The sequence below is a fragment of the Tritonibacter sp. AK171 genome, assembly GCF_030127025.1.
Lineage (GTDB): Bacteria > Pseudomonadota > Alphaproteobacteria > Rhodobacterales > Rhodobacteraceae > Epibacterium > Epibacterium mobile.
Map to the genome: position 1 here is coordinate 2,437,012 of NZ_CP126134.1, position 19,620 is coordinate 2,456,631.

A 19,620-nucleotide genomic window follows, 5' to 3' on the forward strand; every position below is an offset into this window, starting at 1 on the left:
CCCGACCCCAAGGAAGGTTCCGCAAAGAAAGGCGCGCCCCTCTGGCCCTTTTGAGTTGAACCCCTTAAATAGCAGTCCAAACACACGCGATGGAGCACGCCCCGATGAGATCCAAAAACGGCCGCACCACCAAAGACGGTATCCGAATCTACGAGCAGGCCGATTTTGTCGGTATGCACGCAGCCGGTGCTCTGGCGGCTAAAATTCTGGACGATATCGCTGCGCATGTTTTTGTCGGCCAAACGACTGGCGAGATTGACCGGATCATCACCCAAATGGTGGAAGAGGCTGGCGCAACCTCGGCGACCATTGGCTACAAAGGGTATCAGCACGCCAGCTGTATCTCGATCAACCATGTGGTCTGCCACGGTATTCCCGGTGACAAGAAACTAAAGGACGGCGATATTCTCAATATCGACGTCACCGTGATCGTTGATGGCTGGTTCGGCGACACCAGCCGCATGTATGTGGCAGGCAAGCTGCCACGTAAAGCAGAGCGCCTCATTCAAATCACCCATGATGCCCTGATGAAGGGCATTGAGGTGGTCAAACCCGGCAATACATTTGGCGACATCGGCCACGCGATCCAGTCATATGCCGAAAGCCAACGGGTGAGCGTGGTGCGCGATTTCTGTGGTCACGGTCTGGGTCAGGTGTTCCACGCCCCCCCAAACGTTCTGCATTATGGCCGCCCTGGCACTGGGCCTGTGCTTGAAGAAGGCATGTTTTTCACGATTGAGCCGATGCTTAATCTGGGCCGCGCGGAAACCAAGGTGCTGGCAGATGACTGGACTGCGGTCACCCGTGACAAATCGCTGTCGGCACAATTTGAACATTCCGTAGGGGTAACTGCAGATGGCGTGGATATTTTCACCCTGTCCCCCGCAGGCCGTTTTCATCCCACCTACGACCAAGACTGACCTTCCCCGCATAGAGGGGCGCTGCCCCTCTGGCCCTGATGGGTCATTCACCCCGGGATATTCAGGGTTAGAAGAGGACAGGGCGTCAACGTAGACCGAGCAGTCGCGGCAAGTCCTTCATGTGGTGAAAGATCTCGGCTCCTTCGGCTAAGAGCGCCGTTTCTTGAGTGTTGGCAGCATAGCCGAAACACTGCATACCGGCCCGCGCAGCGCCTCGGGCCCCTGTTGCACTATCCTCTATCACCACACAGTCGCGCGCCTGCACGTCAAAATGAGCGGCAGCTGTGAGGAAGATCTCCGGATCAGGTTTCGCGACCTTCAGCGTATGGGCGGAGAACATGGCGTTGGGGTGGAACCGATCCCATAAGCCATGGGGTCCCAAGGTGATCTGCATCTTTTCTTCACTCCCGTTGGAAACAATGCAGCAAGGAATATTTTCCTCGTCCAGTCGCCGGATCACCGCCAGCACGCCGGGAATAAGTGGCACCCCCTTACGCAGGAGAGCATATGCCTCGTCGTAAACCTCTGTGATCCAGTCCTGCGGCAGCACGGCCCCCATCTGCGATGCCATTCTGGCAAGTTCGGTCATCGCAAGGCCTGAGAAAGTGAGTTGGCTTTGCTCCGGCGTAAGACACAAGCCGTGGCGGGCAAGGTTTTGAACAAGCACAGCGTTGAAGACCGGCTCACTATCGATCAGCACTCCGTCACAATCAAAGATCACCAGCTTCGGTCTAGGGTAGGTTTTGGGCATGAACAACTGCTCCGGCCACGCGGTAAGGAGGAATGGATTCTCTACCGCCCCTTACGACAGGTCAGTCCGTGTCATCACTTTGGGACCAGAGCAGTGTCACATGTGTGTCGCCGTATTTGCGCACATCCTCCAATATGAAACCCGGAATGGCCTCCATTGGAGAATTCTCCTCCCAGACCACAAGCGCGTTTGGTGCGATCCATGCGCCATCAAGCAAAACCTGAAGCGCCTTTTGCCCCAAGGATTTCCCGTAAGGCGGATCCAGGAAAATCAGATCGTATGCCGGGTCAGGGTTATTGCCGAGCTTGAGTGCGGAACGGCGCAGCAACTGGCCATTCGCCCCGGCGCGACAAATATCGATGTTTTTGCGGATCAATCCCTGCGCGACTCGACCGTCATCCACAAAGGTGACCCTCTCTGCGCCGCGTGACAGGGCCTCCAGCCCAAGCGCGCCCGTACCCGCAAACACATCAAGGACGCGTTTGCCCTGAAACTCTATCTTGTGATTGAGGACGTTAAAGAGGCTTTCGCGCACACGATCCGTGGTAGGACGCAAATGCGCACCTGCATCGCCCTTGCCCACGGACGCAAGGGCGCGTCCGCGGAAATCTCCTGCGATAATCCTCACGCCTTCAAAAGCGGCTTCAGATCCGCGTCAGAATTGGCCACAACCGATTTATCAGCCGTTTTTCCTGCCTCAATCAGGCGTTTGGCCACCATATAGGCGCGCGGGTCGTTCATTGCATCCACGGCAACGAGCTGATCGCCCGTATAGTACCAGAAGGAGACGGCCCCCTCTGCACCCTGCCGGGTCACCACATTATCATAACCCGAATTGAGACCTGCAATTTGTAGCTTCACATCATACTGATCGGACCAGAACCAAGGTGTCGCCACATAGGTTTTTTGTGCACCCAGCATGTTTTCAGCCACCACTTCGGCCTGGTCGATGGCATTGGGGACACTTTCCAGACGGATACGCTGACCTTTGAAAGGGAAGGATGCGCAATCTCCCGCTGCCCAGATCGACGCGTCAGAGGTGCGGCCATGCGCGTCCGTACGGATGCCATTCTCAATCTCAAGCCCGGTGGCGTCCGCCAATTCCGATGCTGGCGCGATCCCGACACCAACAACCACGAAATCCACCTCGATCATACTGCCATCACTCAGGACAGCGCGCGTGACCTTCCCATCCTCCCCCTCAAGGTGGTTGAGACCAACGCCTTCGCGGATATCGACACCGTGCGAGCGGTGGAGAGTTCGGAAATAGTCTGAGGTTTCAGGGGCGGCGACCCGTTGCAAAATGCGGTCAGCCATCTCGACCAAAGTGACTGAGACGCCCCGCTTGGCGCAAACCGCTGCCGCCTCAAGACCGATATAGCCGCCACCAACAATAAGCGTGCGCGCGCCCTCAGATACCGAAGGGGCCATCGCATCCACATCTCCCAGATCACGCACCACATGTACGCCATCAAGGTCACCCCCAATTGAGGCCGGCAGGCGACGCGGGTGCGAACCGGTGGTCAGGGCCAACTGATCATAAGAGATCGCCTCATCCCCGATGTGGATGGTCTTGGCATCCGCATCAATCGAATCCACCTTGGTGCCCAGTCGCAAGGTGATATTATTTTCCGCATAAAAGCTCTGAGGTCGCAGAAACAGGCGCTCCAGTTCCATCTCTCCCAAGAGATAAGCCTTGGACAAAGGAGGGCGTTGGTAGGGGAGCACGTCTTCAGCACCGATCAGGGTGATATCACCGTCAAATCCGCTCTTGCGCAATTTGGCTACGAGCGACGCTCCTGCCTGACCTGCGCCAATCACCGCGATATGAGTCATGTGCGCTCTTGTCTCCTGATGCAGTTCATATACCGTTTGCGCAGAACCCTACATGCAGGGCCTACCGCGATGCAATTGTCCAAACCCGCGGTGGCACTCATGAAAACCACAAAGGATTGACCAGATGATTTCTGTTGGAGACAAGCTGCCCGCTGCCACCCTGACCCGGATCGGCGAAAATGGCCCGGAACAGGTCGCAATTTCGGACCTCGCTCAAGGACGAAAACTGGCGATTTTTGCAGTCCCGGGGGCGTTCACCCCCACGTGTCACTCTGCACATGTACCAAGTTTCATTCGCACCAAGGATCAATTCGCAGCCAAGGGTGTTGATGAAATCATCTGCGTTTCTGGCAACGACCCCTTCGTTATGAAAGCCTGGGGTGAGGCGACCGGGGCGGCAGAGGCCGGTATTTCAATGCTCGCCGATGCAGAATGCGCCTTTACCGATGCGATCGGAATGCGGTTCGATGCCCCTCCAGCTGGATTGATTGGCCGCTCCAAGCGCTACGCGATGATCGTAGAGGATGGTGAGGTAAAAATCCTGCACCTCGAGGAAAGTCCGGGCACTTGCGAAGTGTCTGCTGGCGAAGCGCTGCTTGATGCGTTGTAATTGCTGCAGATCCCGGACACGCCAGCTTAGCTAAGGCCTTGAACGAAGACGAATGACTGACGCGCACCACTCTGCGAACCACCCCGCCCTCATCATGGCGGAGGTCATGGACGAAATCGATGCCTCTCGCGCCTTTGTGGCGCGGGATGATTCCTTTGATAGTGCGCAGGCGTTGCGCGTGGCGCTCAGGCGGCTGCGCAGCGGGTTGACATTGTTTCGACCGATGCTGCCGCCAGATCACAACAAGGCACTGTTGGACGAGGCACGCTGGCTGGCCGTTGAGGTCACGCGACTGCGGGATTTCTACCTGCTTTGGCAGGACACTCTAACGCCCGCCCGCGTAGCCTTGCCTGAAAATGATGCGCTGCGGGCGCTTGAGGAACGCGTGCTTGCCCGCATCAAGAGCGAACGCACCCAGTTGCGGGCGCTGCTCGACGGTGAACGGGTCCGTGACCTGATGGCGCGCGGACGTGAGATGAGCGATCCGGATTTCTGGCGCCCAGCTGCACAAAGCCGTGAAAAGCTGGAAAGCCTGTGCATTGAGACGCTGGAACTCAGGCTCAATCAGGCACTTAAACATGGCGAGACACTGAAGCGGCTGGACAGCCAAGCGCGCGACAGCTTCCGCAAAAGCCTGCGCAAACTGCGCGCAACAGCCGAATTCACCCAGTCGATGTTTGCGTCTAAAAAGACCAAAGCCTTCCTCAAGCAATTGAAAAAGCTCTTGGATTCGATGGTTGCAGCACGGGACGCAAGTGCGGTGCGGGATCGGCTCGAAGACCTGATGCATGATATGGAAGAAGGCTCTGCCGAGCGTCATATCGCGCAAGAACTGATCAAAGCCAAGGAAGCCGCGGTAGGGCTCGACCACAAGCGTTTGCAAAAGTTGTGGCGCGCCACGGTCGGGTTGCCACTGCATTAACAGCACGCCGCCAGCACCGTGCGCATGCCCTTGTTTCGGCCAGAACGGGTGCGCTCCCGCCCCTTTCAGGAACAGCCAAAGGCTGCCCCAAAAGCGTTGGGCCGGGCGGGGGCCGCGCCAAAGGCGCGGCCCCCGCCCCCTCGCGATGCGCCATGCGCAGCGCAAAACCTCATGACAATTCCGCTTAGATCAATCCGTCCATTTTTCGGGCAAGCTTCGCATCCAGCGCGCTCAAACCCTCGACATCATGGGTCGTAAGCAAGACCGTCACCTTATTGTAGACATTGCTCCACTCAGGATGGTGGTTCCATTTCTCTGCCCAGATTGCCGCCTTTGTCATAAAAGCGAAGGCCTCGACAAAATCACCAAACTTGAAAGTCTTGCGGATTGCATCTCGGCCCTCGACCAGTTCCCACCCGGTGTCGAACAAAGGTTTCAACAAAGGCCCGCGGGTTTCCTCGGAGAGTTTTTCGGTCATTCCTGTTCCTCCACTTCAGTCTTTTTGAACGGGCCGTAACTGGTGAGAATTTCGATCTCCTCATCCACTGCTGCACGTTCCGCATCCAGATATTGTTCGATAGCGGCGCGAAAGCCGGGATCAGCCACCCAATGCAAACTATACGTTTCTGTTGGCAAATAGCCGCGCGCCAATTTGTGCTCACCCTGCGCCCCGGCCTCCACGCGCTCAAGCCCCATCTCGATGGCAAGGTCGATGGCCTGATAGTAGCACAGTTCGAAATGCAGGCAGGGGTGATGCTCTGTGCAGCCCCAGTAGCGGCCATACAATGTCTTTGCGCCGATAAAGTTCAATGCACCCGCAACCGGTACGCCATCACGTTCCGCCAGAACCAACGCTATATCATCCGCCATGGTGTCATGCGCGATGTCGAAAAACGCTCGCGTCAGATAGGGTGAGCCCCATTTACGGCTGCCGGTATCCTGATAAAACCTCCAGAACGCATCCCAATGTTCCGGGCGCAAATCCGCACCGGTGTAAGTTTCGATTGTACCGCCAAACTCTTGAGCCTGTTTTCGTTCCTTGCGGATATTCTTACGCTTGCGCGATGAGAGCGCCGACAAAAAGTCTTCAAATCCTTCATAGCCATCGTTCAACCAATGAAACTGCTGGGTGTAACGCGGCATCAACCCGATCTGTTTCCCGATCTCTGACTCAGCTTTGGTACAGAACGTGACATGTAGAGAAGAGATCTGGTTGTCAGACGCCAGCTGCACCGCGCCCTGAATTAATCCCGAGACACCGATTTCCTCATAGCCGGGACGCACAAGGAACCGCCGCCCGGTTGCAGGTGTAAAGGGCACCGCGATCTGCAATTTCGGATAATAGCGCCCTCCCGCCTGCTCGTAGGCATGGGCCCAGTTATGGTCGAAGATATATTCGCCCTGACTGTGCCCTTTGACATAAAGCGGCGCGCAGGCAATCAACTGCCCGTCCAGATGGCAGGTCAAATATTGAGGCTGCCAGCCAGTGCCGCGTCCCACAGACCCGCTTGCCTCAAGAGCATGCAGGAAGCGATGCGTCGTAAAAGGATCGAGCGGTCGCGCGCCGTCTGATGCCTCGGGGCAGGCGCAGGCGTCCCAATCCGACGCCGCGATTTGCGACAAGCTGCTGAACACTTGGATTTCGATTTGCGCCTGATCCATGCCACCCCTCGTCGCCTAAGTTCTATTTGGGCGCAGGTTTCATCTGATCAAGCACCGAAGGCAGAAAGATAATTTTCAAAGGTCACGTTATCAACCAAAGCTGCAACCTCAGCTTCTTGCTCAGGCGAGCGCGAGGTCCAGCTGCGAACCGGCAGCCCATGGTGTCGAAGAGACTGAACGCGGTCTCGTGTCACGTCACCGGCCTCGTGATTGATGAAGCTGGCGCCCACACGTTCAAAATCTGGGATGTCGCGCAACTCGTCATCGTGAAAGACCATCGCCCGCCCATCAGCACACAATTGCAGATCAATCTCAATCCCGTACCCCGCCTTGATGGCTGCGCGAACGGCCGCGCGTCTGTTCTTGGGACATTTTTCGCGCAAACCATGCAGCGCGCGATGCGTGATCGGGCGCTGCAAGAATGCCGCGGGCAGGCGCGGGCCTGACATGACGAATATTAGCCTTCGATCTCAAAGACGCCGTCAATCTCGACCGCAACACCAAGCGGCAGTGACGGTGAACTCACGGCGGAGCGAGCATGACGACCCGCATCACCCAGGATTTCGACGAGAAGATCAGAAGCCCCATTCACCACCTGCGGCTGCTGGGTGAAGTCGGCGGTGGAGTTCACAAAGGCCCCGAGTTTGACCACACGTTTGAGCTTGCTGAGATCACCACCACAGGCGGCTTTAACCTGCGCCAACATCGACAGGGCACAGCGTTTTGCAGCCGCCTGCCCCGCTTCCACATCAAGATCGTCGCCAAGACAGCCAGTGATCAGGCCGTTTTCATCAGCCGAAATTTGACCGGACACATAGACCATATTGCCAGACACTACGAAGGGCACGTAGTTCGCCGCCGGAGCCGGGGCATCAGGCAGGGTCAGGCCAAGGGACTGCAGTTTCGCATCAATGCTCATGTGAGGGCTCCTGTGTGAGTATCCGTCTGTTGTTGTGGCGGACGCTACAGGGGAAGCCCCCGCCGGAAAAGAGGCAAATGCGACCCCTTTGGGTGCCTTTGATCACCCCCGGTCAACTTTCACGGAATGCCTTCACAAAGTAGTCAGCGAGCGGCTTCACCAGATAGGCGAGGGGCGAGCGATCAGCCGTACGAATGAAACTGTCCACCGGCATGCCCGGTATAAGGACCGTGCCCTGCGGCAGTCGTTCCATTTCGCCCTCGTTCAACTCAATCTCCGCACGATAGTAGGAAACACCTGTCCCCTCATCGCGAAAGGCGTCCGCAGAAAATAACGTGACCGTCCCAAAAAGCTCAGGCGTCTGGCGCTGGTCCAAAGCGGGTAGTCGGATTGAAACCGCCTGCCCGACATGAATCTGATCGATATCTGTCGGGGCAACCCGCGCAGCAATAACCAATGGTCGGTCCTGTGGGACCAGATAAAGCACCGGATCGGCGGGCCGGATCACCGAGCGTGGTGTGCGGACACTCATGCCATAGACGACGCCAGAGACAGGTGCCGTGATGTCTAGTCGCCCCAAGCGGTCAATCAGTGACCGGCGTTTTTCGATCAACTCCAGCTCTTTGTACCGCAAATCTCGCAGACGCGTGATCGCCTCTTCGCGGCGTTGCGTGCTGAGTTTGAGTGTCTCAATCTCCAGTTCGGTAATCCGTCCTCGGGCCTGCGCTTCTGTTGCAATCAACTCGCCAAGCGTGCCTTGCAGGTTGGCCTGATTGCGCCGCAGGTTCAAAACTACAGAAGCCTGTGCCAGACCGCGGTCCAGAAGGGATTGCTGATTGGTCAATTCCTCATCGATCAAAAGCAACTGTTCGCGCGTGGCTTCTTGTTGCGCCAGGACACCTTTGATCTGATCTTCGATCTGAACCGCGCGCTTTTCCAACTGCTCCACTTCGCGGCGTACCGACTCTCGGCGAGCACGAAACAGGCGGTCCTGACCCTCCACCAATTCAGCGACCTCAGGGCGTTGGCTGGCGAGATCCAGCAACTCGGCGTCAAAACTGATGGTATCGACCTCATCGCGCTCCGCTTCGAGCCTGCCGCGCCGGGCCATCATTTCAAAAAGCTGCCCCTCGGTGATCGTCAGCTGTGAACGCAAATCCACCGCATCCAACCGCAACAGGGTTTGACCGGCCATGACCAGATCACCTTCATCCACAAGGATTTCTTCAACCACACCGCCATCGATGTGTTGAACCACCTGTCGGTTGCGATCGACCTCAATCTGACCAGAGGCGACGACCGCACCTGCAATATTGGAAAGCACGGCCCATGACCCAAATCCACCGAGCAGAACGAGAATGCCAAGCACGCCGACGACAAGCGTGCCACGCACGGACCACGTGTTGTTTTGCGGCTGGCTCATGGCGTGTTTCCCTTCACCACCGGTGCGCCTCGCGCAGTACGTGGGCCGCCCGCCTGCTGGATGTCGCGGTGATTGGCCACCATTTTGCGAAGCACCTCATCCTTGGGTCCAAAGGCCGCCATCTTGCCCTGTTCGATAACTAAGATCTTGTCGCATTCCTGAATGGCAGCCGGGCGGTGGGCCATAATCAGTACAGATTTTCCCTGCGATTTTAGGCGCTTGATCGCGTTGTTCAGCGCCACGGAGCCGTCGTTATCGAGATTGGAATTCGGCTCATCAAGGATCAGGATGACCGGGTCACCATAAAGAGCACGGGCAAGCCCGATACGCTGCATCTGCCCCCCCGAGAGCCGCCCGCCCCCAGAACGCACAGGCGTGTCGTAACCCTCGGGTAGTTTAACGATCATATCATGCGCCGCAGCCGCTTTTGCAGCTTCGACCACCGCGTCGGCATCCGGTGCGGAGGCCAAGCGCGCGATGTTCTGTGCGATTGTGCCATCAAACAGCTCGACCCGTTGAGGCAGATAACCGATATGATGCCCAAGCACTGCCGGGTCATATTGCGACAAAGACGCCCCATCAAGGCGCACGGTGCCAGCCGCAGTTCGCCACGCACCTGTCAGAACACGCGCAAGGGTCGACTTTCCAGAACCCGACGGGCCAATCACGCCGACGGCCTCGCCCGGCTCAACCCGAAAAGTCACATTGCGCAGCAAAGGACGGTTTTCACCCGGTGCAGTGGCCGCGATGGCTTCCACATCCAGTATTGCACGTGGTTTCGGCAAGGAGGTGCGCTCAGGCTCTGGCGGGGTTTTGGTCAATAGCGTTTCAAGGTTCTGCCAGCCCTTGCGCGCGCGTTGAACCAACGGCCATTGGCCCAATCCGACCTCGATAGGTGAAAGCGCGCGCCCTAAGAGAATTGAGCCTGCAATCATGGCACCAGCACTTACTTCGCCCTCAAGCGTCAAGTAGGCCCCTAGGCCCAGCATGGCCGATTGCAGAAACAGGCGCAGAGTTTTGGTGACCGTACTAAAGGTTCCGGTGACGTCTGAGGCAACCATATTGTCTGCAAGCGCCTTGCCCCGTGCCTGCCGCCAACGTTGAAACGCAGCTTCGCGCATTCCCATGGCTTGGATCATCTCGGCCTCGGTGCGGATTTCCTCGGACTGCAACATCGCCTGATGACTGCTCGTCATGGCCGCCTTACTGGGTGCGGTGCTCAGCAGCTGGTTGAGAAGTGCAATCGCGATCAATACGCTCCCGCCACCAATCGCGAGCCAGCCGAGCCAAGGGTGGAAGAGGGCAATCCCGGCAAGAAAAATCGGTGTCCACGGCAAGTCAAACGCAGCCATTACACCCGGAGACGCAATCAGTTTCTGGACGCTCTCCAAGTCGTTTAACCCGGTTTGCGCCTCTGGATCATTCGCAACTGCAGAGCGGCGGATCATGGCGTCAAAAACCCGTCGATCCAAGGCAGACTGAAAGCGCGCGGCGACCCGGCGCATGATACGCCCACGCACCGCATCCAAAAGCCCCATCATCCCGTAGAGAAATATCACAAGGAGCGAGAGCGCCAGCAATGTGGCCTCTGACCGACTGCCCAGCACCCGGTCATAGACCTGCATCATGTAGAGCGGCCCGGTGAGCATCAGTATGTTCACAAATGCGCTAAACAGCGCGACCGTCCAGTAGAGATTGCGGCTCTGGCGACGTACTGCCAAAAGCTCTTCTCGTCCCGCGTTTGTAAATTTATTGTTCATATCGTCCCAGTAGAGCGCGCCTGTGCTCCCTTATAAAGTCTGGAAACTCTTTTCAAAGAGTGTCTGGAATCTGTTCTATATCTGTCACATTATCTGGCTTTGCTGTGATGCGGGCTGGGAAGTGTCACAGAGATTGCTAAGTGACCCTAGGAAGCGTGACCCCCGGCGCCAGTTAGAACTGAATTGGTAGACATGATTGCCCTGTTGAAAAAACCCGTGATCGCGATGACCCTCTCTGTGGCGGTCCTGACCTCGGCCTGTGCAACACAGGACCCTGCAGCAAAGGCTGCCGGAGAGATTTTCGATCCCTATGAGAAAACCAACCGATCCATTCACCAGTTCAACAAGGGGCTGGACCGCTATGCGTTCCGTCCCGCGTCCAAAGGGTATGTAACGGTCGTTCCGCCCGATATGGTCACTGCATTTGGCAATTTCGCCGAGAACCTCTCCAAACCGGGAGATGCCGTCAACTACTTGCTGCAAGGCAATATAAAGGGCGCAGGTCAGGCCTTGGGACGTTTTGCGATCAACACCGTGCTCGGGATCGGTGGCCTTGGTGATCCGGCGTCAGATTTCAAAATGCCAGAAGCACGCACTGACTTTGGCGAGACCTTGCATATTTGGGGTGCCGGTGAAGGGGCCTATGTAGAACTGCCTGCCTACGGCCCCTCCACCACGCGCGATGCGGTTGGCATCGTTGTGGACTTTTTCACCAACCCGCTTAGCCAGTTTGAGAACAATCCCGCCGAAGACCTGCAGATCCCAGCCGAGATCGTGGATCAGCTTGGCAATCGCGGTACATATTCCGACACGATCGATTCGATTCTCTACGAGAGCGCAGACAGCTACGCGCAGGGCCGACAGATCTATCTGCAAAACCGCCGGTTTGAGCTGGGGCAGGAAGACGTCAATTCTGAGATCGATCCGTTCGAACTAGACACCGGAGGGTTCTAAACCATGATTCGCCGTAAATTCCTCGCTTCGCTTGGTGCGATTGGCGCATCCGTCGCCGCTTTGCCTGCCTTCGCTCTGAACGAAAGCTCTGCATCGGCTCTAATCAACAATCTCGTTGCCGACATCAACAAAGTGATCGCCTCCGGCAAGTCGGAGCGCTCCATGTATGGCGATTTTGAGCGCATCTTCCAGCGCTACAGCGATACCTCCTATATCGCGGCCTACGCGATGGGAGTGGATGCACGGCGTGCCTCTAGTGCGCAAAAACGTGCCTTCTCCGATGCGTTTCAGGGGTACATTGCTCGCAAATACGGCAGCCGCTTTCGGGAGTTCATCGGTGGCCGCCTTGAGGTCACTGGCGTCAAGAAAGTCAAAAAGTGGTACGAGGTCTCCTGCGTGGCCTACCTGCGTGGGCAATCCCCGTTCGAGGTCACGTTCCACGTCTCGGACCGCTCCGGCAGAGATCTGTTCTTCAATATGTTTATCGAAGGCGTGAACCTTCTGTTGACCGAACGCACCGAAATTGGCGCGATGATCGACCGCAACGGTGGGGACATCGACAAGATGATCGCGGACCTGAAAAAGCTCAGCTGATCATTACCAAGCATTGGAAACGCCCCGGAAGAGAGACATCTTCTCCGGGGCGTTTTTTATTGTGAGTTATGTATCTGGCTGAAAAACTTGCTCAATTTGGCGCTCAAACAACTGCGCAATGGCAAAGGCAAGCGGCAGGCTGGGGTCATAGCGTCCGCGCTCTAACGCATTCACGGTCTGGCGCGACACATTCAACCGCTTGGCCAGCTCCGCTTGCGACCAACCCGCTATTTGGCGCAACTCTTGGATGTTGTTTTTCATCCGTACCGCAATCGCCCCATCATGACGCCGATAACCCAAAGCCCGGCCATCAGCGGCCAGACTACGAACATTGAGAGCTTTGGAAACCCGGCGCCCTCAAGAAAACCATAAGTAAACGTGATCAGCGCGGTGCCCGCAAATGCGAGCGCCAGAGCCTCAAACTGCACTTTGCGCTGCAGCTCATCCATGTCGCGGATACCTGTCACCACCACCCAACAAATAAAGAGCGCAGGCAGCATTGGAAGCACAGACAGCAGAACCTCGATCGCGCCGTCATCAATGCCCTGCGCCAGACGCAGCTGCGCTGCCACCAAAACCCCTGCATAGGCGATCAAACCTAGACAGAGCAGAGAAACATATTTGAGCATATCTCACCTCATGTAAAACACCCTTTACATGAGGTGAGGCGCCAAGCAATGTCAAGCATCCTTTACATGGCCTCACCAAACAAAACGCCCGCCGATGTGGCGAGCGTTGCGAAGCGGGCGTATGGGGGTCAGCCGTGGTCTTTTAGCAAACGCTGCTTTTGCCGTGACCAATCTCGCTTGGCTTGCGCCTCGCGTTTGTCATGGTTCTTCTTCCCTTTGGCGATGCCGATCTTGATTTTTGCCATACCGCGATGGTTGAAATACAGAACCAGCGGCACAAGCGTCATGCCTTTGCGCTGCGTCGCATTCCACAGGTTGGCCATTTCCTTGCGCGACACCAATAGCTTACGGCGACGGCGTTCGTCATGCTTAAAGACTTTAGCCTGTTCGTAGGGCGCAATGTAGGAGTTCACGAGCCAAAGCTCTCCCTCCTCGACCGCAGCATAGGACTCCGCGATATTGGAGCCACCCGCACGCAGGGATTTGACCTCGGACCCTTCGAGCACGATGCCGCATTCGAGATCCTGCTCGATAGCATAGTCGAACCGCGCGCGACGGTTTTCCGCTATGACTTTGTAATTCGGGTCTGTCTTTTGTTGAGCCATGGGGCGCAGATGTAAGTCGCCCTGCATCCACGTGCAAGATCACCTGATGCACAAAGCAGACAACCTGTGCTGCAAACGCCAGAATTAATCGCCGTTCTCATGCGGTCTTCTGGCTTCTTAGCAGCGTGAAAATACCACTGGCGACCACAACGACAGACCCGAGGATTGTCATCAGATCCGGGCGTTCGCCAAACACCATGACGCCCAGCGCCATGGCAAACACCAGACGTGTGTAGCGAAACGGAGCCACGACGGAAATTTCCCCCGTCCGCATCGCGCCAGTGAGCGCCATATAGGCCAACACGCCCACAATCACCGCCGCAGCAAGCGCGCCGCTCTGCCCCGCAGTGGGCCAGACCGCGCCACCGGTCCAGATCAACAGGATTGCCCCTGCAATCACCAGCATCGCAAAGCCAAAAATGCCCAATTGTGCATTGCTCATGGTCTTGGGCGCTGCGCGTGTCGCCAGATCACGACCCGCAAACCCAAGCATACCCGCGACCGCCAACAATGAGGTCGCTTCAAAGCCGCTCATTCCCGGACGCAGGATCATCAAAACACCGACAAATCCGAGACAGATCGCAAGCCAGCGCCGCCAGCCAACGGTTTCGCCAAAAAACACCACCGCACCTGCGGTCACCACCAATGGCGTGGCTTGCAGGATCGCAGACGCCAAGGAGAGAGGGGCCAGAACGATCGCCAGTGTAAAAAACAACCGCCCCGAAACCTCGGCCACACAGCGCCACAACAGCGGGCGCGTGCAAAACCCCGGATGCCAGAGGGTGGAACCTTGCGCACGCGCCACCACGGCAAAGATCGCCATGCCGCCGAGACCAAAGAAGATCAGCACCTGCCCCGTTGGCATCGCGCCCGCTACCGATTTGATGATCATATCCTCAACTGCAAAAGCAGCCATCGCCAGCGCCATCAAAAGACTGCCGCGCAGGGTGTCCCGATCCATATAAATTATCCCGATAAGAAAAGATCTTAACGCAAGTGGTACGCGCTGGAGCAGGCAAAGAACAAGCCCGCGGCGTCAATCTGCCGCGCGGAACAGACCCGCGTTTCGATAGTGATGCATGTTCAGGAAGGCCGCACCGGTTTCAAGGCTTCGGTATCCATGCGGCTGGTCAGCTGCAAACCTCAGCCCCTGCCCCGGCTCCAATGAAACCCAATCGCCGCCCCGCAGCACTTCCATTCTGCCCTCCAGCACAAAGACCTCTTCGGTGACCCCGCTGTCGTGAGGCTGCGATTCATGGCTTTGGCCGGGTTTCAGGCTGACATGAAACGTCTCCGCCCCGAGCTGTGGATCAAAGGGAAAGACGATCTTGACCGAAATACTGCCAGGAAACTGCACCGTGCGATAGACCTCGCCGCTCACCCCCGAGGGGCGCGTACTCTCTTCGATCAGTGCCGTCAGCGGTAGGTGAAACCCCTTGGCGATCTTCCAGAGCGTGGCAATCGTCGGACTTGATTCGCCACGCTCGATCTGCCCCAACATGGCCTTGCTGACGCCGGTGATCTCGGCGGCACGTGACAGGCTCAACCCCGCAGATGCGCGAATGTCCCGCAAGTTCAACGTGATACTTTCGTCGCTCATGCCACTCCCTCAGCTCCGGGTGGCCAATATTCCACCGCTCGAAAGCCACTCCCAAAAAACACTTGTGCGTTATAGCGCACGGATTGTAGTGTGCGCTATAACGCACAACACCTACCCCAGCCACCGCCGGAGGAAAACCCGCATGCTGAGCAGATTAAAACTCTCACATCTCACTGCGGGGGCGATTGTGGTGCTAGTGGGCTATACAAGTTCCGTCGCGATCATCTTTCAGGCCATCGAGGCGGTGGGCGCGACACAGGCACAAGCCAACAGCTGGCTGGTGGTTTTGGGGCTCGGGATGGGGCTGACCAGTCTGATCCTATCGCTGTGGTTTCGGATGCCGATCCTCACCGCCTGGTCGACACCCGGTGCCGCCCTCTTGGCCACTGGCTTAAACGGCGTTCCGATCTCCGAAGCGGTGGGAGCGTTTCTGTTTTGCGGCGCGTTGCTGACACTCACTGGTCTCACCGGTTGGTTCGAGCGCCTGGCTCGGCTGATACCGGACGCGCTGGCCAATGCCCTTCTGGCCGGAATCCTGTTCCAATTTGGGCTTTCGGCCTTTGCAGCGCTTGGCGATGATGCGGCCCTGGTGGGTATCATGGGGGCGACCTTCCTCGCTGGCCGGGTCATGTTTCCCCGCTACACCATTCCTGCCGTGCTGGTGGCTGGCTGCCTCTGGGCTGGTTTCTCGGGGTCGTTTGGCGATGTGGAGGCCCTTGATCTCAGCATCAGCGTGCCGGAATTCGTCGCACCAGCCTTCTCGCTCCCTGTTCTTATCGGCGTGGGGCTGCCTCTCTATATCGTCACCATGTGCTCGCAGAACATGCCCGGCGTGGTGACCTTGCGAGGCGCAGGCTACACGCCGCCGGTGTCCGCCAGTCTGACCGTCACCGGGCTGGCCTCGCTGATCCTTGCACCCTTTGGCGGCTTTGCTTTCAACCTCGCCGCCATCACCGCCGCGATCTGTGCCGGGCCGGAGGCGGATGATGACCCCAAGAACCGCTATCTCTCCAGCGTCGTTGCAGGTGTGCTATACTGCCTCGTGGGTCTCGGCGGCGCGACCGTCATCAGCCTGTTCCTGATCGCGCCCAAAGCGTTGATCGCCACGGTGGCGGGGCTTGCGCTCTTGTCCACCATCGGCAACAGCCTCTCCGCTGCGCTGTCAGACAGCCGGGGACGCGAGGCGGCTCTGATCACCTTCATGATGACCGTCTCGGGTGTCAGTTTCTTTGGAATTGGTGCTCCGTTCTGGGCCTTGCTGATGGGGCTTGCCGTGAATTACCTGTTCAATCCATCCAAACCTCAACCCGTACGCGCCCGCCCCGCACCCTGACCATCTTTCGCAAATCCACGAAATCCCAGCCTCAAGAGCAATTTCGTGACCACAACCCGCCCCGACATGTTGCCTTTACTGCGCGAATAGTGTCCCTGTGGGCAAAAATATAGGGAACCAGCATTATGCCGATGTACCGATCAAGAACCTCCACCCACGGTCGCAATATGGCGGGCGCACGCGGCCTCTGGCGCGCCACCGGCATGACCGAAAGCGACTTTGGCAAGCCGATCATCGCGATCGTGAACTCGTTCACCCAGTTCGTGCCCGGCCACGTCCACCTCAAGGATCTCGGCCAGATGGTGGCCCGCGAAGTCGAATCCGCAGGCGGTGTGGCCAAGGAATTCAACACCATCGCGGTCGATGACGGCATCGCCATGGGCCACGATGGGATGCTCTACTCGCTGCCCTCCCGCGAGGTGATTGCCGACAGCGTGGAGTATATGGTCAACGCCCATTGCGCCGACGCGATGGTCTGCATCTCCAACTGCGACAAGATCACGCCGGGCATGATGATGGCGGCTATGCGCCTCAACATTCCGGTGATCTTCGTCTCCGGTGGCCCGATGGAAGCGGGCAAAATCGACATCGAATCCCTTGATGCGAAAAAGGTCGACCTCGTCGATGCAATGGTGGCCGCCGCCAGCGACAAGCTCACCGACGAAGAGGTGCTGCATATCGAGGAAAACGCCTGCCCCACCTGCGGCTCCTGCTCGGGCATGTTCACCGCGAACTCGATGAACTGCCTGGCTGAGGCTCTGGGTCTGGCGCTACCAGGCAATGGCTCCACACTGGCAACTCACGCGGACCGGAAAAATCTGTTCCTTGAGGCCGGGCGCAAGATCGTCGAGATCACCAAACGCCACTATGAGCATGACGAAAAGGGGTTATTGCCACGCGAAATCGCCACCTTCGAGGCTTTCGAGAACGCCATGAGCCTCGATATCGCCATGGGTGGTTCCACCAATACCGTACTGCACCTTCTCGCGATTGCACACGAGGGCAAGGTGGACTTTACAATGCAGGACATCGACCGCCTCAGCCGCAAGGTGCCGTGCCTGTGCAAGGTCGCGCCCAATATTGAGAACGTCCATATGGAGGACGTTCACCGCGCCGGTGGGATCTTCTCGATCCTTGGCGAATTGAGCCGCGCCGATTTGCTGCATAACGACGTCTCGACCGTGCACAGTCCGTCCATGGGCAGTGCCATCGCCAAATGGGATATTGCCGTCGCCAACAACCCGGAGGCCGAAGAGCTGTTCAAGGCCGCTCCCGGTGGTGTGCGCACCACGCAAGCCTTCAGTCAGGCCAACCGGTTCAAGGACCTCGACACCGACCGTAAGGGCGGCGTCATCCGCGCCAAAGAACATGCCTTCAGTCAGGACGGTGGTCTTGCCGTGCTGTTCGGCAACATCGCGCTGGATGGCTGTATCGTGAAAACCGCCGGTGTGGATGCCTCAATCCTGAAATTCACCGGCACCGCCTATGTCTGCGAAAGTCAGGATCAGGCGGTCAATGACATCCTGACCGGCAAGGTCAGCGCAGGCGACGTGGTGGTGATCCGCTACGAGGGGCCGCGCGGCGGACCGGGCATGCAGGAGATGCTCTACCCGACCTCCTACCTGAAATCCAAAGGGCTCGGCAAAGAATGCGCCTTGCTCACGGATGGGCGCTTCTCAGGCGGCACCTCCGGCCTCTCGATCGGACATGTCTCGCCAGAAGCTGCCGAAGGCGGCACCATCGGTCTGGTCGAGCATGGCGACACCATTGAAATCGACATCCCTAACCGTTCGATCCATCTGGCGGTGGATGAGGCCACTCTGGCCGCGCGCCGTGCCGCGCAGGATGAAAAAGGCTGGAAGCCCGAAGCGAAGCGCAAGCGCAAGGTGTCAACGGCGCTCAAAGCCTATGCGATGCTTGCCACCTCGGCCGCCAAAGGTGCGGTACGTCAGGTGCCCGAAGACGAGTAAGCACGCCCCTTTGATGCTACACAAAAGGCCCCTCGCGATCTCCGCGTAGGGGCCTTATTGATTTGGGCTGCCGCCCCTGCGCTGCCCGTGCGAGATCAGCACCCCGCTTGATCTGCAACAGCGTCGCGTTGCCACAAAGCGCACGCCGGGCGTCAGCCCGGCGCCGGGCCCAACTGGACCAGATCATTTCAATGATCGCAGGACGGGCGGGAGCTCCCCCGCCTCTGAGACTTTAATCAATCGCCCAGTTTGGCGTGCAGCTCATCAAGGTCGATCTCACCGATGGGCATTTTATTGGCTGGGTTCTCAAAATCATATTTGAAAACCTCAAAGTCACGCTTGTAGATCTCATAAACCAGATGCATCGACAGATCGTCAAAGTAGTCCTCGACCGGATGGGCCCGTTTCGGCCCGTGACCCTCACTCTCATTAAAACGCGGGATCGACGCCAGATCTACCTTATGCGGCGTCTCAATCGCATCGAGCACATCCTGCATGCCGTCGTTGAAGTTCTCTGTCCACACCACCTTGTCGTAGCGCCCGCCGTTCACAATGAACGTCGACACATGACCCGACGCCGCAGACCAGTGGATGTCCGGATCCATCGGTCGGCGCCAGCGAATGGTATCGCGTGCAAAAAGCAGGAAACGGCGAAAGCTCTTGATTTGGTCAAACTCTTGCTTGCCATCTTCGCCACCCACCTCGATCCCGTATTCATAGACCAGCTGGGGCACCAAATTACCGCGGTAGCGCCGCCCATTGCGTTGAATTCCGCAAATCTTGTCGAAAAACGAACTGAGTATCCGCGTGTAGGGGTTCCGCACGCAGGTGAAGGCATAGGCGCTGTGAGATGTCACATTAGACTGGATCAGAGGCTTGCTTTCCTCTTGCGCCCACTTGTGCAACCCGGCAGTCGAGTCGTGGATATCCCCATCAAAAAAGCGCCCGTGGTCTGAATAGAACATGATCTGGCCGATAGTAGAGCACGCGCATTTTGGCACCACGCGGTACACCACGCTCTCGCTCTCGGTCATCCAAGTGCCCGGAAATCCCATCTCTTAAACGTCCCCTGCGTCTCTCTTGGGGCAAGAATGCCCGATCTGTTCGTAAATGCAGAACAATCTGGTTTATT

The 19,620-nt window shown here is 57.7% G+C and carries 22 protein-coding genes; 7 read left to right on the plus strand and 15 right to left on the minus strand.

Translation table 11 applies throughout. The features are described 5' to 3' along the window. Positions 1-104: 104 nt before the first annotated feature. Positions 105-920 carry a type I methionyl aminopeptidase gene (gene map, locus QNI81_RS11375; protein ID WP_065324227.1) on the plus strand — a complete coding sequence of 272 codons (816 nt, stop codon included), beginning with the start codon at positions 105-107 and terminating at the stop codon, positions 918-920. A gap of 85 nt (positions 921-1,005) precedes the next feature. Here the strand turns inward: map and QNI81_RS11380 are convergent, their stop codons facing one another. From QNI81_RS11380 to QNI81_RS11390, 3 genes are all read right to left on the minus strand, one after another. Beyond that, positions 1,006-1,671 carry an HAD family hydrolase gene (locus QNI81_RS11380; RefSeq protein WP_283966567.1) on the minus strand — a complete coding sequence of 222 codons (666 nt, stop codon included), beginning with the start codon at positions 1,669-1,671 and terminating at the stop codon, positions 1,006-1,008. A 61-nt stretch (positions 1,672-1,732) separates the two neighbouring features. Then, the gene (rsmD, locus tag QNI81_RS11385; protein ID WP_283966568.1) at positions 1,733-2,299 is read right to left on the minus strand and encodes a 16S rRNA (guanine(966)-N(2))-methyltransferase RsmD; all 567 of its coding nucleotides are present in this window, start codon (positions 2,297-2,299) and stop codon (positions 1,733-1,735) included. After that, complete coding sequence (locus QNI81_RS11390) at positions 2,296-3,507, minus strand: NAD(P)/FAD-dependent oxidoreductase (RefSeq protein ID WP_283966569.1); 1,212 nt, start codon at positions 3,505-3,507, stop codon at positions 2,296-2,298. Before QNI81_RS11390 ends, rsmD begins: the two co-directional genes overlap by 4 nt. A gap of 124 nt (positions 3,508-3,631) precedes the next feature. Between QNI81_RS11390 and QNI81_RS11395 the strand changes: the two genes are divergently transcribed. After that, positions 3,632-4,117 (plus strand): peroxiredoxin, encoded by a 486-nt coding sequence (locus QNI81_RS11395; protein WP_005622931.1) that lies wholly within the window; start codon positions 3,632-3,634, stop codon positions 4,115-4,117. A 52-nt stretch (positions 4,118-4,169) separates the two neighbouring features. Next, positions 4,170-5,039, plus strand: a complete 870-nt coding sequence (locus tag QNI81_RS11400) for a CHAD domain-containing protein (protein ID WP_283966570.1) — start codon at positions 4,170-4,172, stop codon at positions 5,037-5,039. A gap of 184 nt (positions 5,040-5,223) precedes the next feature. On the opposite strand, the gene QNI81_RS11405 is transcribed toward QNI81_RS11400, so the two are convergent. From QNI81_RS11405 to QNI81_RS11430, 6 genes are all read right to left on the minus strand, one after another. Then, positions 5,224-5,517, minus strand: a complete 294-nt coding sequence (locus tag QNI81_RS11405) for a 4a-hydroxytetrahydrobiopterin dehydratase (RefSeq protein WP_005644199.1) — start codon at positions 5,515-5,517, stop codon at positions 5,224-5,226. Beyond that, entirely contained in the window at positions 5,514-6,701 is a 1,188-nt protein-coding gene (locus tag QNI81_RS11410) for a GNAT family N-acetyltransferase (protein WP_283966571.1), read from the minus strand. Before QNI81_RS11410 ends, QNI81_RS11405 begins: the two co-directional genes overlap by 4 nt. Before the next feature lie 47 nt (positions 6,702-6,748). Then, positions 6,749-7,150 (minus strand): glycerophosphodiester phosphodiesterase family protein, encoded by a 402-nt coding sequence (locus tag QNI81_RS11415; RefSeq protein ID WP_283966572.1) that lies wholly within the window; start codon positions 7,148-7,150, stop codon positions 6,749-6,751. Between the two features lie 8 nt (positions 7,151-7,158). Then, positions 7,159-7,620, minus strand: coding sequence for a RidA family protein (locus tag QNI81_RS11420; RefSeq protein WP_283966573.1), 462 nt, complete (start codon positions 7,618-7,620; stop codon positions 7,159-7,161). Between the two features lie 112 nt (positions 7,621-7,732). After that, the gene (locus QNI81_RS11425; protein WP_283966574.1) at positions 7,733-9,043 is read right to left on the minus strand and encodes an HlyD family type I secretion periplasmic adaptor subunit; all 1,311 of its coding nucleotides are present in this window, start codon (positions 9,041-9,043) and stop codon (positions 7,733-7,735) included. Then, positions 9,040-10,803, minus strand: coding sequence for a type I secretion system permease/ATPase (locus QNI81_RS11430; protein ID WP_283966575.1), 1,764 nt, complete (start codon positions 10,801-10,803; stop codon positions 9,040-9,042). The genes QNI81_RS11425 and QNI81_RS11430 overlap by 4 nt, the downstream gene beginning before the upstream one ends. 192 nt (positions 10,804-10,995) lie before the next feature. Between QNI81_RS11430 and QNI81_RS11435 the strand changes: the two genes are divergently transcribed. After that, complete coding sequence (locus QNI81_RS11435; protein WP_065321032.1) at positions 10,996-11,757, plus strand: MlaA family lipoprotein; 762 nt, start codon at positions 10,996-10,998, stop codon at positions 11,755-11,757. A gap of 3 nt (positions 11,758-11,760) precedes the next feature. After that, a complete protein-coding gene (locus tag QNI81_RS11440) occupies positions 11,761-12,351 on the plus strand; it encodes an MlaC/ttg2D family ABC transporter substrate-binding protein (protein ID WP_005644179.1) in 591 nt (196 codons plus the stop codon). Between the two features lie 66 nt (positions 12,352-12,417). Here QNI81_RS11440 and QNI81_RS11445 read toward each other — a convergent pair whose 3' ends face one another. The 5 genes from QNI81_RS11445 to QNI81_RS11465 all read right to left on the minus strand — a co-directional run bounded on the left by QNI81_RS11445 (position 12,418) and on the right by QNI81_RS11465 (position 15,185). Further along, a complete protein-coding gene (locus QNI81_RS11445; protein ID WP_005644176.1) occupies positions 12,418-12,612 on the minus strand; it encodes a helix-turn-helix transcriptional regulator in 195 nt (64 codons plus the stop codon). Further along, positions 12,609-12,980: a hypothetical protein gene (locus QNI81_RS11450; RefSeq protein ID WP_009177428.1), complete on the minus strand. Its 372-nt coding sequence runs from the start codon at positions 12,978-12,980 to the stop codon at positions 12,609-12,611. Before QNI81_RS11450 ends, QNI81_RS11445 begins: the two co-directional genes overlap by 4 nt. Before the next feature lie 128 nt (positions 12,981-13,108). Continuing rightward, a complete protein-coding gene (smpB, locus tag QNI81_RS11455; RefSeq protein WP_005644169.1) occupies positions 13,109-13,585 on the minus strand; it encodes an SsrA-binding protein SmpB in 477 nt (158 codons plus the stop codon). A gap of 97 nt (positions 13,586-13,682) precedes the next feature. Beyond that, positions 13,683-14,546: a DMT family transporter gene (locus QNI81_RS11460; RefSeq protein ID WP_283966576.1), complete on the minus strand. Its 864-nt coding sequence runs from the start codon at positions 14,544-14,546 to the stop codon at positions 13,683-13,685. Between the two features lie 75 nt (positions 14,547-14,621). Continuing rightward, a complete protein-coding gene (locus QNI81_RS11465) occupies positions 14,622-15,185 on the minus strand; it encodes a helix-turn-helix domain-containing protein (protein WP_065328643.1) in 564 nt (187 codons plus the stop codon). A gap of 142 nt (positions 15,186-15,327) precedes the next feature. Between QNI81_RS11465 and QNI81_RS11470 the strand changes: the two genes are divergently transcribed. Further along, a complete protein-coding gene (locus QNI81_RS11470; protein ID WP_283966577.1) occupies positions 15,328-16,518 on the plus strand; it encodes a benzoate/H(+) symporter BenE family transporter in 1,191 nt (396 codons plus the stop codon). Positions 16,519-16,643: 125 nt separating this feature from the next. Beyond that, complete coding sequence (gene ilvD, locus QNI81_RS11475) at positions 16,644-18,488, plus strand: dihydroxy-acid dehydratase (RefSeq protein WP_283966578.1); 1,845 nt, start codon at positions 16,644-16,646, stop codon at positions 18,486-18,488. A gap of 236 nt (positions 18,489-18,724) precedes the next feature. On the opposite strand, the gene QNI81_RS11480 is transcribed toward ilvD, so the two are convergent. Further along, positions 18,725-19,543 carry a sulfotransferase family protein gene (locus QNI81_RS11480; RefSeq protein ID WP_225261677.1) on the minus strand — a complete coding sequence of 273 codons (819 nt, stop codon included), beginning with the start codon at positions 19,541-19,543 and terminating at the stop codon, positions 18,725-18,727. Positions 19,544-19,620: the final 77 nt, after the last annotated feature.